This is a genomic window from Bartonella callosciuri (genome assembly GCF_014203215.1).
Classification (GTDB): Bacteria; Pseudomonadota; Alphaproteobacteria; order Rhizobiales; family Rhizobiaceae; genus Bartonella; species Bartonella callosciuri.
Map to the genome: position 1 here is coordinate 278,616 of NZ_JACHIM010000003.1, position 16,145 is coordinate 294,760.

The 16,145-nt window shown below is 36.9% G+C and carries 8 protein-coding genes, 2 tRNA genes and 1 pseudogene; 9 read left to right on the plus strand and 2 right to left on the minus strand.

Annotation, left to right across the window (positions count from 1 at the left end):
- Positions 1 to 132: 132 nt before the first annotated feature.
- Positions 133 to 1,800, plus strand: coding sequence for a glucose-6-phosphate isomerase (gene pgi, locus HNQ69_RS04585; protein WP_183228895.1), 1,668 nt, complete (start codon positions 133 to 135; stop codon positions 1,798 to 1,800).
- A gap of 491 nt (positions 1,801 to 2,291) precedes the next feature.
- Here the strand turns inward: pgi and HNQ69_RS04590 are convergent.
- A tRNA-Ser gene (locus HNQ69_RS04590) sits at positions 2,292 to 2,381 on the minus strand.
- Positions 2,382 to 2,683: 302 nt separating this feature from the next.
- On the opposite strand from HNQ69_RS04590, the gene rplU reads away from it, so the two are divergent.
- The 5 genes from rplU (at position 2,684) to HNQ69_RS04615 (ending at position 10,388) form a co-directional block, all read left to right on the plus strand.
- Entirely contained in the window at positions 2,684 to 3,151 is a 468-nt protein-coding gene (gene rplU, locus HNQ69_RS04595; protein ID WP_183228896.1) for a 50S ribosomal protein L21, read from the plus strand.
- Positions 3,152 to 3,163: 12 nt separating this feature from the next.
- Positions 3,164 to 3,433, plus strand: coding sequence for a 50S ribosomal protein L27 (gene rpmA, locus HNQ69_RS04600; protein WP_183228897.1), 270 nt, complete (start codon positions 3,164 to 3,166; stop codon positions 3,431 to 3,433).
- A gap of 1,454 nt (positions 3,434 to 4,887) precedes the next feature.
- Entirely contained in the window at positions 4,888 to 7,392 is a 2,505-nt protein-coding gene (ptsP, locus tag HNQ69_RS04605) for a phosphoenolpyruvate--protein phosphotransferase (protein ID WP_183228898.1), read from the plus strand.
- 493 nt (positions 7,393 to 7,885) lie between these two features.
- Positions 7,886 to 7,975 (plus strand) — tRNA-Ser (locus HNQ69_RS04610).
- Positions 7,976 to 9,176: 1,201 nt separating this feature from the next.
- On the plus strand, positions 9,177 to 10,388 hold the full coding sequence (locus HNQ69_RS04615) for an MFS transporter (protein ID WP_183228899.1): 1,212 nt from the start codon (positions 9,177 to 9,179) through the stop codon (positions 10,386 to 10,388).
- A gap of 317 nt (positions 10,389 to 10,705) precedes the next feature.
- Here HNQ69_RS04615 and HNQ69_RS04620 read toward each other — a convergent pair whose 3' ends face one another.
- Positions 10,706 to 10,987 (minus strand): hypothetical protein, encoded by a 282-nt coding sequence (locus HNQ69_RS04620; protein WP_183228900.1) that lies wholly within the window; start codon positions 10,985 to 10,987, stop codon positions 10,706 to 10,708.
- Positions 10,988 to 12,767: 1,780 nt separating this feature from the next.
- On the opposite strand from HNQ69_RS04620, the gene HNQ69_RS04625 reads away from it, so the two are divergent.
- The 3 genes and pseudogenes from HNQ69_RS04625 to HNQ69_RS04635 all read left to right on the plus strand — a co-directional run.
- Positions 12,768 to 12,974 carry a hypothetical protein gene (locus HNQ69_RS04625; protein WP_183228901.1) on the plus strand — a complete coding sequence of 69 codons (207 nt, stop codon included), beginning with the start codon at positions 12,768 to 12,770 and terminating at the stop codon, positions 12,972 to 12,974.
- A 779-nt stretch (positions 12,975 to 13,753) separates the two neighbouring features.
- Complete coding sequence (locus HNQ69_RS04630) at positions 13,754 to 14,497, plus strand: hypothetical protein (RefSeq protein ID WP_183228902.1); 744 nt, start codon at positions 13,754 to 13,756, stop codon at positions 14,495 to 14,497.
- A pseudogene (locus HNQ69_RS04635) lies at positions 14,460 to 16,145 on the plus strand (adhesin); the annotation flags it as partial. The gene HNQ69_RS04630 and the pseudogene HNQ69_RS04635, both read left to right, overlap by 38 nt.

Consider the following 16,145-nt stretch of genomic DNA (forward strand, 5'->3'; position numbering starts at 1 on the left):
GGTCTTATCTTTCCAATTTTTTACTCCTTCATTTTGTATGCGAGCAGTAAAAATCGGTTGCAATAAAGGAGGCGTCTTCTGTTTTGTTTTTTTGTGTAAGTTTCATTGTCAATGATCATGGGGAATAAGACCATGGAAGACGACTTATTGATTCGAAACGAAAAAGCTTTTGAAGCGGCTTTGAAAGCTTTAAGAGAACATGCCACAAAGGATGGGGTGGGTGATATCCGTAGGCATTTCCTAGAAGATGAGCAGCGTTTTTCTCATTTTTCTTTAAGGTTTGATGATCTCCTTTTTGATTTTTCGAAATGTGGTGTGACATTTAAAACGCTGCAACTTTTGGATAATTTAGCTATCGCAGCAAATGTTGTAGGCCGACGTGAAGCGATGTTCTCCGGTAAGGCCATTAACATAACTGAAAAGCGCTCGGTTCTTCATACTATATTACGTTTGCCTGCTGACGAAGTTTTTATGTTGAATGATCATGATCTTGTTCAGGATGTTCAAGATGTTCTTATTCATATGGAAAGATTCTCTGAAATGGTTCGTGATGGCAGCTATAAAGGAGAGAGTGGTGAAAAGATAACCGATATTGTGAACATTGGTATTGGGGGTTCTGATCTTGGTCCTGAAATGGTTACATGTGCTTTAAAACCTTATCACGATGGTCCCCATTGTCATTTTGTTTCTAATGCTGACAGTGCACATATTTTTGATACGCTCTCTTTTTTGAATCCGGCAACAACCCTGTTTGTTATTGCTTCTAAAGCTTTTACAACGGTTGAAACAATTGCAAATGCTCAAGTTGCACGACAATGGATTCGTTCGCATTTAGGGGAAAAAGCTGTTTGCAGGCATTTTGTCGCTGTTTCGAGTGCGGTTGATAAAGTGGCAGAGTTTGGCATAGATTCTTCAAGAGTTTTTGGTTTTTGGGATTGGGTTGGAGGACGTTATTCGATTTGGTCAGCTATTGGTCTTGTTGTTATGTTAGCAATAGGTGGTCAAAATTTTCGCCAGTTTCTCAAAGGTGGCCAGCATATGGACCAACATTTTAAAACAGTACCTTTGCATAAAAATATTCCTATTCGCTTTGCGCTTTTAGGGTTCTGGCATCGTGTTATTTGTGATTATTCCTCACGTGCCATCATTCCCTATGCTCAGCGTTTAGAGCATTTTCCAGCTTATTTACAACAACTGGATATGGAATCAAATGGGAAGCAGGTTTCTTTAGATGGAAAACCATTAAACTTTTCAAGTGGTCCAGTTGTTTGGGGTAACGCAGGGACAAATAGTCAACATGCTTTTTTTCAGCTTCTGCATCAAGGAACAGACGTTATTCCTGTAGAATTTATTTTATTTATAAAAGGGCATGAGCGGAATTTACATTTTATGCATGACATGTTGGTAGCAAACTGCTTAGCGCAATCAAAAGCCTTAATGAAAGGACGTAGTGTTGAAGATGCTCGGCGTATCCTTATAAAAAATGGAATTGATGAGTGTGAAGCAGATAATTTAGCTCTTCATAAAAGTTTTGAAGGAAACCGCCCCAGTATTACGTTAGTTCAAGATTTGTTAACACCTTATACACTCGGTCGTCTTATTGCACTTTATGAGCATCGCATTTTTGTCGAAGGTGTTTTGATGAATATTAATTCATTTGATCAATGGGGTGTTGAGCTTGGTAAAGAATTAGCAAGTGAATTGTTGCCAATACTTTGCGGCGAAAACAAAGCTGATAAACGCGATAGTTCAACATTAGGATTGTTGGCACATATTCAGGCGAGGAGACGCGCAGAATAAGTATAATTTGACAGTAAAATCTCAGAAAAGAGTGAAACAAAAATCGAAATTTGAGTGTAAAAAGATAAAAAATTTTGAAAGGTCTTTGAAGTGGTCAAAAACCGCTTTTGGAAAAATAAATTGGTACAAAATTTGCCGATGAGTTACGCTAAAGGTTGGAGCATGATATTCTGTTTTATACTAAGTGGGACAAGGTCGGATTAGGTAGAAATACGTGGTAGTTCATTTTTTATGGGTATTTTTAGCCATTAAATGCACTCTTTATCAAACTGAATTTTGACAAAAGAAAATCAAAAAAAGTGAAAAATGGTAAAAATTAGAATTTGGCGTCAAAAATGGGAGAAGGATTTGAAAAATTTTTGAAGACCCTTTGAGAGTTTATTTAAAACCATTTGAAAAAGATACACTGCTACAAAATTTGGTGTCAAACTACCGTCAAATTATACAAAACCCATCGACAAGCTACAAAAACATTGCTTTGTCTAATACTTTGGCGGAGAGAGAGGGATTTGAACCCCCGATAGAGTTGCCCCTATGCCGCATTTCGAGTGCGGTGCTTTCAACCACTCAGCCATCTCTCCAACAAAAAGTACGACAAAATTTCACACTATTTGAGTATATGGCGGCTAGATAACCTTCAATTACTTTTAGCACAACCTTTTTTTGCTTTTTTGTGGGATTTTATTGACAGAGAATAGAAATTCCGTCATATATGCACCGAATGCAAGCGCGGAGAAATCCGCGCATGTTTATGTTTTGAAGGTATTTTATCCTTCTTTTAGATCCATTACGACTGATAAAAAGCAGCCTATTTTCCCTTATTGACAGGGCAGAAATCAAACTAAGAGTAAAATAAGAGCTGGAGTGAACGAAAGGATAAAAAATGTTCGCAGTCATTAAAACTGGTGGTAAGCAATACCGCGTTGTTGCTGATCAGGTGGTGAAAATTGAAAAAATTATGGGTAATGCGGGTGAGGTTATTGAATTCAAAGACATACTGATGGTTGGGCAAGAAGGTAATGCGGTTATTGGCGCACCTTTTGTTGCCGATGCTTTGGTTACGGCTGAGATTACAGAGCAAACACGTGGGCGCAAGGTTATTGCATTTAAGAAGCGCCGTCGTCAGAATTCAAAACGCACGCGTGGTCATCGCCAAGAAGTGACAACACTTCGTATTTTAGAAATTTTAATGGGTGGTTCAAAACCTAAAAAAGAAGCCACTGTATCAAAAGAAACGACAAAGGAAACAAAAGCCACTGCTTCTGTTAAGAAAACGGTCAAAAAAGCTGCTGAAAAAAAGATCGCACCACAGAAGAAAGTGGCTGTAGCATCAAAGAATAAAGAAGATTAAAGGAGAACGTCCATGGCACATAAAAAAGCTGGTGGTTCCTCGCGTAATGGTCGCGACTCAGAGTCGAAACGTCTTGGCGTTAAAAAGTTTGGTGGTGAAGCCGTTATTGCTGGAAATATTATTGTTCGCCAACGTGGTACGCGCTGGCACCCTGGTGACAATGTCGGCATTGGAAAAGATCATACCCTTTTTGCATTGTCAAATGGTACAGTTTCTTTTCAAAGGAAAGCAAATAACCGTTCGTATGTCTCGGTTATTTCTATGGCAGAGGGAGCAGAGTAGGTTGTAATGCTTTCTACGTAAGTCGGCGTTTCGTCGGACTTTGGTTGTGAGATATGAATCTTAAAAAGGAAAGGTAGGGCGCTATCTTTCCTTTTTTGCGTTGATGATATAATAGAATTTAGTGGTGTACAGGAAACTGAAAAGCGAGAGTTTAGGAATTATTATTTCTCAAATAACCAAAAGATTGGTGCTATGTTTGATTTATATTGAAGACCTTAATGTGATGATGGAATTTACCGATAAATTGGTGTATTATAACAGCAAAAGCATTTTCTCTCTTTAACGCTTATACGTGAAACAGAACTAAACAGTTTATATTTAAAAGACAATTTATTTTCAGAGAATTTGAGGGAAGTTTGATAGGAGCGTTTGTGTGATCATGTTGGTAAAGGTGAGCGAATTTATGGACGTCTATGGTGTTCATAATATTCTTTAAATGGTTAGGGTTGTGGTTAGGCTATCCGTTTAGAAGATAAGAAATATGTAAGAGATGTTATAAAAATGTTGATCAAAGCTGTTCTGCAAATGGTGTGCGTTTAGGAGGGCAATAAATCTAGAGTGAAGTTACGGTTAAGGGGATTAAGTTTAAAGTGATAAAAATGATAGACATGCAATAAGCGACATCAAGAGTATTTTTATCTTTCTGTTATTGAACGTCATGAACATAAACTCTGCCAGTATGTAAGAGAAAAGATTGGTTTCAATTAAAAGCATTTTTCATTTTGTAGCTTTATTGATTTCACTTATCGGAATACCTAGAAATGAAGGTCATGTGTGGAACTTTTGTTGACTTTAGCCGTCTCACATATTGTTCTTAGAAATATACTTAGGCGGTATGGAGGCAAAGGACACTCTGTAGTTGCTATATGTTTATTTGAGAGAAGGGAGCCTACAGTGTCTTAAAAGTTATATCTTGAGGGTTTTATGTCATGAGATGTTTTTAGCCACGTGGAATTTTAGGGAGGAAGGCTACTGTAGAATTTTGTAATCCTAGAGTGGATCAGAGAAAGGCAAAGGTGGGTTGATCAGTTGGGGGGGAGTTAAAGTATTATCTGAAATTGCAGGTGACTAGAAGGAGGCTACTTTCTTATATGAGGGATAATGATGAGTTATGTCTAATACCTTGAGATCATGGGAGTTTTTAAAAATAACTTTTCAGTTTGTTGGGTATGTAAAAATTGGGCTATGTGGCTTTGGAAAGTAAAGAGTAGGGTTAGATTTTCGTATGATGGTTTTAGGTAACTTGAGGGATAGTGATACCTAATTTTTTGATAAGTCATTTTGGGGTATTGAAATGTCTGACTTAATTATATTTTACAACAAAGGAAAATTTTAAGTGTTATTTCTACTTTGTATTTTGGTTAATGTGGCTTTGAAATAAAATCTATTAGGAATGTTCATGATCAAACGTGAGGTAGTTTAAATTCATCATGAAACGTGAGGAAGTAGAAGTAATGAATATAGATTTTAATGCGAGTGAAATCTTGTCTATAAGATCTATACAACTTGCAGCTACTTTTAATCATAAAAATGATGTGATTCATGCTGCAGCTGAATTACTTATGCAGGCTGGCGCTGTTGATAAATGTTATTTGGCAAGTATGTTCAAACGCGAAGCAATAACGAATACTTGGTTTGGAAATGGTATAGCAATTCCCTATGGAATGGTTGAAAGTCGTGATTTGATCATCAGGGATGCTGTTGCTGTTATACAGATTCCTGGTGGTGTTGAGTGGCGGGATGGAAATAAAGCACGTTTGGTTATTGCCATTGCAGCTTGTCCAGATCGCTATAGAGAGATTTGTACACAATTGACGCGTCTTTTATTTGACAAGAAACAGCTTGAAGTAATTTTGACAACTGCGGACAAACAACAGATCGTTAAAACTCTTTTTGGTCAGGGTATGAAAATGGGAAAGGCTTTTATAGGTGATCTTTCAGTTTGTCAGGAATGGATTTTAGATTATCCAAGTGGTCTTCATGCGCGACCAGCTTCTCTTTGGGTTGACTTTGCAAAAAAAGCTCAGGGCTCTATCAGAGTTCGCCATGGTCAGCATGCCGTTGAAATGAAAAATTTGGTTGGTTTATTGCAATTAGGAGCAAAAAACGGGGATGTTCTGATTTTTTCGACGGATGCTGCAGAAGGTGCGCAACTTCTTAAAGATGCAATTTCTGTTGTGAAGAAAGTGAGCATAAGTGAAAAATGTATGGTGAAAGAAATAGAATCTCAAACCAAGGCTTTTCATGGTTGGTATCCGCGTTTTATACGAGGAAAAGGCATCTCTGGTGTTGGAGCAAGTTCAGGGTTAGCGCTTGGTAAGATTTTTGTTTTAAGGCAAAATGATATTTCCATAATGGATCAGCCAGTAAGTTTTGCAGCTGGTGTTGCATGTCTTGAAAGTGCCCTTACAAAAACCAAACATAAAATGGCATCTGTTATTGCTGATATCACAGCACGTATGGGGGCAGATTCTGCTGCAATTTTTTCTGCGCAAATGGTTTTGCTTGAAGATGAAAATCTGATAGCTCAAGCTTGTCGTTTTATGGCAGAAGGTCATGGTGTCGCTTGGTCTTGGGATAGAGCCGTTCGGCAATTTGCCGATATATTTTCTAGGATAGATAATCCTTTATTAGCAGCGCGTGCTGTTAATTTAGTTGATATTGGTCGTCGTGTGTTAGGTGAGATTAATCCATCCTATAGATCATTCTTTTTAGATGATATTCCGCACGGTATTATTCTTGTCACAGATGATCTCTCTCCCTCTGATGTAGCTCATCTTGATTGTACAAAAGTGCAAGGATTAGTAACGGCATGGGGAGGACCACTGTCTCATACAGCTATTTTGGCGCGCACTCTGGGGCTTCCAATGGTTGTTGCTAGCGGTTCTGATATTTTAGCAGTTGAGTGTGATGTGCATGCTATTATTGATGGCGATAATGGGTCCATTTATCTTGATCCTGCTCCTGAAGATATTGAAGATGCTCAAAGACAAATGAGTCTTGTTGTACAAAAGCGTGACAGCGAGATACGCGTGCATAAATTACCAGTGCAAACGACAGATGGTCAAAGGATTCGTATCATGGCTAATGTCAATTATGCAGATCAGGTTCCTGTTGCGCTAGATTTAGGGGCTGAAGGTGTTGGACTCATGCGCACAGAATTTTTGTTTTTAGATAGTCCAAATATTCCGGATGAAGAAGCGCAATTTAATGTGTACCACGCGATGATTGCAGCAGTCGGGGATAAGCCATTAATTATTCGTGTTCTTGATATTGGTGGAGATAAACAGGTTACACATTTACATTTATCTAAAGAGGATAATCCTTTTTTAGGTGTTCGGGGAACACGGCTTTTGTTACGTCGACGTGATCTTTTGGTTCCTCAGTTGCGTGCTCTGTATCGGGCAGCAAAAGAGGGTGAAGATTTATGGATTTTGTTTCCAATGGTCATGTCTGTTTCAGAGATTTTTGCTATAAAAAAGATCACAGAAGAAATTCGCAATGATATTGGTGCGCCAAAATTAAAGATTGGTGTTATGGTTGAAGTTCCAGCAGCTGCTATTATGGCAGATGTTTTAAGTGCTTATGTTGATTTTTTCTCAATTGGAACCAATGATTTAACACAGTATACCATGGCTGTTGATCGACAGAATCCTTATCTTGTATCTGAAGCTGATAGTCTTGATCCAGCGGTTTTGCGCATGATTCATCAGACTGTTCAGGGTGCAGAAAAACATAATCGTTGGGTTAGTGTGTGTGGCGGTATGGCTGGAGATCCTTTCGCAGCGATGATTTTAGCTGGGATGGGGATTAATGAACTTTCTATGATATCCTGTGATATTTCTTCAGTAAAATCCTGTTTGCAGGCGCATAGTTTTGAAGAGATGAAAATTTTAGCTCAAAAAGCATTACAATGTGAAACTGCGCGAGCTGTACGCGCTCTTAGCAATGATCTATAAGATGACGACGAGGAACTTTAAGGGAAAGAGCGTGCGTCAATTTTGTCAAGAAAGCACATTATAAATTATTTTTGTTGGAATGGATTTTATTATCTCTGTGACTTACGTTTTTATTTTTGGGACGAGTGAGTGTTAGTGCGGTTCCCTATCCTGTTGATTATTCAGTACAATTAATGGTAATGAGTTGGCCGTTATTCTGAATCATTTGCTTTTTGAAAAAGCATGCGCAGCATGATTAATGTAAAGATGATAGTGTTTGTGTTACATAAGTAAAACGGTGCATGCATGAGCCAAAAATAGCTAATTTATAGAGATCTAGTGATTGCATTTTGATATATCCACGGAAAAGTTTGCTTGTTAAAAGGAAAGGGTATGCTTGTTATTCAACAAGTACCACATCTTATTTTTATAAATGAAGTTATTTTTTGAACTTTGAGTGTATAGTTTAAACTTGCACGTTGCTTCTTTCTGGGTATAGTGTGCAAACACCTTTGGAGAGGTGGCCGAGTGGTTGAAGGCGCACGCCTGGAACGCGTGTATATGGGAAACCATATCGAGGGTTCGAATCCCTCTCTCTCCGCCAAAATATTAGGCAAAGCAATGTTTTTGTAGCTTGTTGATGGGTTTTGTATAATTTAACTGTAGCTTGTCATCAGATTTTATATAGTTTGATACCAAGGTTTGTAGAAATTTATTTTTTCAAAGGGGCTTCAAAGATCTTTCAAAAGTCATTTGAATATCCTTTAATGGGTATTTTTTCTTCTCTTAAAATTATAATTTGTGATGAGCAGCTTTTTAGCAGGAATGACAACATTATTTGGAAAGCAGTATGTATAAGATGTGATAACTTCTTTTGGTGTAAATTGACAAAAGGTTTCTTGCATCTTGAGCATATCATTTAACCAACACTTTATTAAAAAAGAATTTTTCTTTTCATTTAGTAATAGAGCAAACATTCCACTATTCCTTATTATCATGCAATAGGGTCAACTTGATCCTATTGCTTATTTGGAGGATGGAGACAGTTTACTCTAATTCCTCATCATCAAACCAAATTGCAAGGTTTATACTTTGTTTTAAGTGTGCATCGCGACCAATCAAAGGTTAAACTTTACCCTTTGATTTTCTATTCTGACCATATTTAATTTCCTATACTTCCTTTCTCTTGTTTGGCGCTTCTAATGTAATTTCTGTGGTATATCCGCTTGTTTTTTCGTAGGGGTGGAAACAGCAGAAATTTTTCATAGGCTATTGATTTCTCCATGAAAACTTTTCAAGAAAAGAAGTTAATCGGCCATAACTGGTTGTATCTTTTGCATCAAAAAGGTACGCCAATGATGCAGCTAACTTATTCGATTTTTATGCTGCTAGAGCTTCTTTTTTATGTTTAGAACGTCTTAGACTTTTTATTAGACATGTAAATTTGGTTTTATATTTGATAGACATTTTTTACTTTTTTGCGCGGTCAAATAAGTTACCTCAACGGTAGCATATTGTGTTCACAGCTTGAGCGTAAACTCTTTTTATAGATTTTAGTGATGTAAAATTATCCCACATTATATATAAAGCGATGGTTTGATAAGGATGCAAAATAAACTGAAAATACATATTTTTTTGATTTTATTGTATCTTTATGTATAAATGTTTTTGTTTTTATAGGAAATTTAAGAAAATATGATAAAATCCGAAATTTTCTTTCTTAAGTTTAATGAGCTGGAACACCAATATATGTTTTAAAAAAATTAAAATGTCTATCGAATAGTATTTTTTTTAAAGGGTAATGTATGTTCGCTTCAAGTTTGAAGGAACGCGTTGTTCTATTCGAGAATAGAACTTTTCTCTATTTTACGTTGAGCAGTTTATTAGCTGCATTTGGAAATGGGCTAAATTATATCGTATTGTCATGGCTTGCGTACCGTCAAACAAGTTCAATCGGTGGTGTGGCGCTGCTGATGTTTTTTCTTTGGATGCCGAGCATTATTTTTGCGCCTTTTTTTGGTGTATTGGCGGATAAATACAATCGTAAAATGCAGATTATCATTTCAAACCTTGTCAGAGGTTTGGTAATTGTAGGGTGGGTAATATTTTGGCAGTTTGGCATAGAGATTGACTTGATGTTCTTATCTGCTCTCTTAGGCTTTTTTATCTCTTTTTATATGCCATCAGCTGTTTCTTTAATTCAAAGTATTATTTCAAAAGAACAGTTGATTAATGCAAATGCGACCATCGATGTGGTCTATGAATTGGGCACTATCATAGGTATGGGGTTAAGTGGATTTATACTTGCGTATGCAGGAGCAAAAGGAACCCTCCTGATAGGTGGTATATTCTCTATTCTTGCTGGTTTGTTTAACTTTGCGATGAGGGTACCTGACACCCGAGAATATGAAAATCAAAACCAGCAAAGCTGGTGGAAAAATTATATGTCATCACTTCGTTATTTTAAGCATAATCCAGATCTTTTTATGCCTTATATAAGCCAGATGATTATTATGACTCTTTTGATGACTATTCCTGTTATTCTTGTTCCTTATACACAAGAGGTTTTGAAAGCGGACAGCAGAATTTTTGCAATGTTTGAAGCGCTTTATTCAGCGGGGGTGTTGACTGGTGGACTTCTTTCACCGCTTTTTTGTAAAGTTCTATCCATAAGAACAACACTGGCTATTTTATTTGCTTTTATGGCTATTGGTCTTATCATTTTGTCTGTCAATACAAACACATTCATTGTTTTCCCTGTTTATTTTATGATTGGATTTGGGCTTTCGAATTGGGCTCTTTCAATTTCTTTATCACAACATTATTGTGATCCAAAATATCAAGGAAGACTGCAGGCAAGTTTTAATGGTATCTCTGGGTGTCTTATCCTTGGAGTCTATCTACTTATGGCAAGAGATACCAACAATGTCTCACCTCAATCTATATACTTTTTTCAAAGTATCATTGCATTTTTAGGAGTACTTATTGTTTTATTTTTTAAAAACGAAAAACAATAAATGGCACTAAACTATTGTGAATATAATTCATTCTACAAACATTTATGATGCTTTATTATTTAATATTTTGCTTTTCATCGTGTAAATGAACGAATGCCAAGATAAGAATTTTGCGAATAAAGTACAAAATTTATGGAGGTTATCAAATGTGAGCAGCTTTTTTGGTGAATTACCAGAAAGCATTGATGAGTTTCTTCAATTAACATTTTTTCATAGGATATCAATAACAGAGTATTTTAAAACTTTTAAAAATTCTCTAGTGTTATATTTAAGGATAGAAATAAAGCAATTTCTTACCCTACAGAAATTATATTTCATTATTTGCGTTCGGCAAAATCCATATGAGCAACAGTGTCATTTTCATGAACTGTTTCACCTTCATTAGAATGAGAGCTTCTGCGATGGTGTAAAGTTTGTAGAATTTCCTTTTTTAAAATCGCATCTGTTTCGCTTAAACGGTGAATACTTAGTTCCAATTCAAGAGCTAAAGCTAAATCCACACACAATTTAAGCTCTTCTCCAATGTCAAAACCACGTTGATAATTATCATAAAGACCAACAAGCGTATCGGATAATTCTTTATCCCATAAAGGGGTCATGCTCATACTTCCACGTTGCAGTTTTTCATGCGATTTTTATATGCTTAGACCTTACCCTATTGTCATTATCAAGAGTTGTCATGTATAGCAACATAATGATTTTGTCAATTTGGAGCAAGGCACCGACTTTTAAACCAATGGTTGTCAAAAACGTTATTAGTCCAGAGTTTTCAATTTCTCCCTTATGAAGGTGTGTGGTAATATTTCTACTAGGGCGTACGGCATTTAAAGATTTATTACCAAACGGCTTTTAATTTGCCTGTAAGATAGACCATTTTGATGATGAACAAAACCTTAAATTTCATCATTGCCTACCAAAACGAAGCTAGTACTATTGCTATCAATAAATGGCGTAATTAATTAATTGTTTCAGCGATAAAATTTTGTGTCTTATCAATGATTAGTAGTATATACCTTCCCACATGCTCTAATTTTTTGCCAATAGTGCGGTAAATGGGCAGGTGCATCTCATCACGTTAAGTTCTGCTGTATCGTTAAAATACTATGAGTACTGCGCGTATGCAGGTTTACTGTATCATCATTATTACGGCTTTTACTAATCTTTTGAACTAGTTTTTGGGCTGCATGCAAGATTTTTTTTAGTTGTTATGTTTAATGCGTACTTCATTTATAATCTTCTTTCGCTCTCGTCAGGGAAATTTAATCACTTTATATACGTTACTTTAAGAAAAAAGATGTTTAGAATTTCGTGCAAATGATTACTAAATTCTTAGGTCTTCAAAATCTTATTATTGGTAGATTTAAGTGCTCATTACCCATATTACTTTGAATTGCTTGGCTAACTTTTGGTATTAATTATTGAAGGCCTGGCTTTTCAATATTTGTCCTTTTCTTTAATCCCAAATGAACGAGCAAGCATTAAATATTCAACTTTTGCAGAAGGAGTGCTAATCTCACTTTTGCAGGATACCAATTTATCTTTCCCATTTTATATTGATTTTTAGAGGTTGATAAACCTTTTATCTTATATCATTAAAACCGATGAGAAATGAGTTTAACATGCACATTCCGAGATTCAAGTAGTGTTATTGTGCAGTGTGGAAGAAACTGGGAAACATATTGGGTTATTTTCTGCAGTGTGAATATGACTAGACTTTTGGGCTAGCAGTTGACAAAAATCTGCTTGGCGTGCAAATTGATAAAATCGGCAATTATGTGTTTAATTTTTTCATGAGCTTTTCTAAGTGTTTTTGGCACTGAGAGGGTATTTGGTGAGCTTTGTCAAAGTTATACTCCGATGGGATAGCTTCTCTAAAATACTATGGCGATCTCATACCTGATTTGGTTGTTATAATTTTTGCTCTTACTTAAACAAATGCTACAACATCCATTTTTGTAGGATACATGTGTAATATCCCCCCAATATAACGGATGGTACTAAAAGATTTATGCTAAAGATTTTATTTACAAAAAAATATTTAGTATTGGAATAATTTGGGGGAGCACTCTGAACAAGAACCTAACACCGCACTGGTAAATCGGTTGTGTAAAATAAGACGAGTGTTCTAAAACGAAGAACGTGGCATTTTTGTACAATGATTTAATTTACAAAAAGGTACTTTTGTCAATTATGAAATCGAGGCATATGAGCTACCAGAGTTTATAATAATTGTCTGTTACACAACTTACAGGGCGGATTTGTGTTGGCGTCTCACTGGTGAAGATGGAATGTTTACAGACATGGCGAAGGCGAAAGCAGCTGATTTTAAACTACAAAAATCCATTCTTGATTGATGACAAAGCTTTAGTGTAAGCATCTATGACCTGTTGTGATGCAAAAATAAAACTTCCATTTAAAGATAGGGTGGAATTAGTCGCTGAGCTTTGTGGAAAGTTACAAAAGTTTATTCAGGATATCAACGATATTAGAAGAAATCAAAGTGACGTTGCTTCTTTTAAAACTTCATTTAAACGCCAAATCAAAGCTGAAAAAATACATCTAGTAACCACAGAAAATATAGATTAACAACCCTGCAAAATAAAAATCTAGTGTAAATAATAGCACATTGAGCAATAAAATATCTATAAAAACAATAAATTATCGCATACCTTGCTTTAACTCTATCTTTTTTATCTTGCAAAGCTTTATGTTAAACGACAGATTCACTTAATTATCTTTTGGCTATTTCGCATATTATCCTTTTAGGACACAGGAAAGGATTTCATAACGAATATATTAGTTCAAGCAGTATGCTGCGTATGTATCAGTTATGAAGCAAAATCCAGCTATAATAAAGCTTTAACCTACGAATAATTTGGTCTTTACGCTGAAAAGCACCATTTATTATAAATAATACTTTATTTTGTGTTTATTAAGAATTATTTTTTACAAATTAATGAAAAATTATTTTTAATCCTCTTGCCATTCTTCTTAAGCGTTTTACTTAAAACGCAGAATTTCCCTTTAAAGAGCTATTTTTGTTATGAGATGAATCAAGGTATGTTTGGATAGAGATTGTGTAATATTCTTAGAGTTTGTATTCTTCTAGCTAAAAGGGGTGGGGACTTTTATAGATTCAATGTTGTTACAGAGATTATTTTAGATGTTGCTGTAAGGATCCAGGCATCCAAGGGAGATAATTCTTCTTTATTTATTGTTTTTTGGGCTGTGCAAACAGGGTTTTGGCAGGAGGGTTTTTGCACGTTTTGATAACATTGGACTCTGTTGGAGGAGGTTAGAGGAGGTTATATGAAAAAAATATATCAATACAAAATTGGGCTAAAGTTGTTTCATTAGGAACTGCAATGGCTACGCTTTTATCGAGCGTTTCTCATGTTTTTGCGGCCGATGTTGCTATAACAGGAAGGGTCATGCAGAACTCAAGTACTGCTGAGTTTCCTTATGCAACAGGGAGTCATGGCAGTATTGTTTTTGCTGGTGATAATGATCTCTGTGGTGTGGATAATGTCATTGGCCGTGGTGGTAAACAACAGGAGGCAATCACTAATGATAATCGAATAACTGCAGAAGAACAATATAGGAGATTTATCGAAAATCAAGCGTTTTCAGGTCGTAATCCTTATGGTACAATGACTGAAAAGGTCAATTGGGCTGGTGATGGTACTACAACCTCTTCTGGTGGTTATATGGGGTCAATAACTAGTGGTAGTACGAATATTATGCCTGAAGCTTATGGTGTTTATTTTTTTGCGGTTGGGTGTGGATCTGCTGCAACAGGTAATTACTCAACGGTTTTTGGTGCTGGTGTGACTGCAAAGGCTGGGGGAGCACAAGCTTTTGGTGTTTCTGCACTTGCAAGCAGAAACGAAAGTGTTACTATGGGTATAGGAGCAGAAGCATCAGGGGACTCTGCAGTTGCTATTGGTGCAATGGCACAGGCATCTGGTTTGAATGCTGTTGCTTTAGGTGCGAAAACAAAGGCAACTATGGATTACGCGGTTGCTATAGGTTCACAGGCTGAAGCTCGGGCGAGTGGTGCTATTGCAATAGGTGGTAGCGAACCTGTTAGAAGACGGCGGGGACGATAGATTCGTAATAGCGTATGAGAAAGATGCTATTGCTATAGGTTCCCATGCTCAGGCTGAAAAAAGCTATTCAGTTGCAATTGGTTCAAATGCGTTGGTACGTGTTAAGGATGGTGTTGCTATAGGTGGTGGGTCTGTTTCTCTTACTCAAAAAGGCATTTTGGGTTATGATCCTGCAACAAATGAGAGCTCAACGGATAATAGTATAGCATGGAAAAGTACTGCAGGTGCTTTTAATATTGGTGAAGTTGGTGGTGAGGACGGTCGAGGTCAGCTAACGCGGCAAATTACTGGAGTGGCAGCGGGGATTCAAGATACCGATGCAGTAAATGTGGCTCAGTTGAAAGCTTTAAAAGAATCGTTAGACGAAGGCTGGATCCTTTCTGTGAACGGTAAAGATGGTACAGGTGTTTCGCCTGGAAGTACAGTGGATTTTACTGCGGTTCGTCATAGTGACAGTGATAATACCAATATTAAAATTGTAAAAGGTGAAAATAATACGATAACCTTTGATTTAAATGAATATATTAAAGTTAATCGCGTAGAAACAGGAATTAGCAGTTTAAGCAATGCCGGTTTAATAATTAAAGGTGGTCCGAACGTCACTGAGGGGGGTATTAATGCTGGAAATAAAAAAATCACAGGAGTGATGGCAGGGGAGAGAGAGACTGATGCAGTGAATTATGCACAGTTAAAAGAGGTAGAAAAAGCACTAAAAGGTAATTTTCTTGTGAAGCAGGACGAAGAAGATTCAGTTATCACTATTGGTAAGGAAACAGGTGGGAGGGAAATCAGCGTTGCAGGGGTTGGTAATGCAGCGCGCACTATTTCTGGTGTGAGAGCTGGAATCATTACTGCAGATTCAATGGAGGCAGTGAACGGTGCTCAGCTTTTTGAGATCAAGGAAAATATAGATAGTATTTATGATGATCTTGGGCAGATAAATCGCACTGTATCGAATTACTTTGGTGGTGGTGCAGACACATCCAATGGTACAAGACCGATTTACACTATTCAAGGTAATCAGCATACTGATGTTGGATCTGCGTTTGCAGGTGTTGATGTTGTTCTGAGCGATGTTTATGAGAAAATCTCTAAAGCAACGGGTACCGTTCAAGATGCTTTGCTTTGGGATGCTAAGGAGGGGGCATTTGTTGCGTTTCATGGTTCAGGAGAAGAGAAGAGCAAGAGTAAACTTAAGTATCTTTTGGATGGAGAGATTGCCGAGAATTCTACGGAAGCGATTACGGGTCATCAGCTTTATGTTCTGAGTAACCAATTGGCGACGTATTTTGGAGGTGGGGCTAAGTATGAGAATGGGCAGTGGATTGATCCTAGCTTCAACATTAAGCAAATTGGTTCTGATGGTGATCTGAGTGATAAGTCCTATAAGAATGTAGCGGATGCCTTTGGTGGTGTTAACAGCAATCTATCCAATCTCAATGATCGTTTGAAGATTGTTGAACAGCGTGTATCTCCTGTACCTCCTTCTGATGCCGACACTGGTTTACATTGGGATGAGGAGCAAGGGGCCTATGACGCAAGTCATGATGGTGAAGCAGGCAAGATCACCAATGTAGCAGATGGTAAGGTTGAACAAGGTTCGAGTGATGCGGTGAACGGAGGACAGCTCTGGCAGACGAATGAGCGT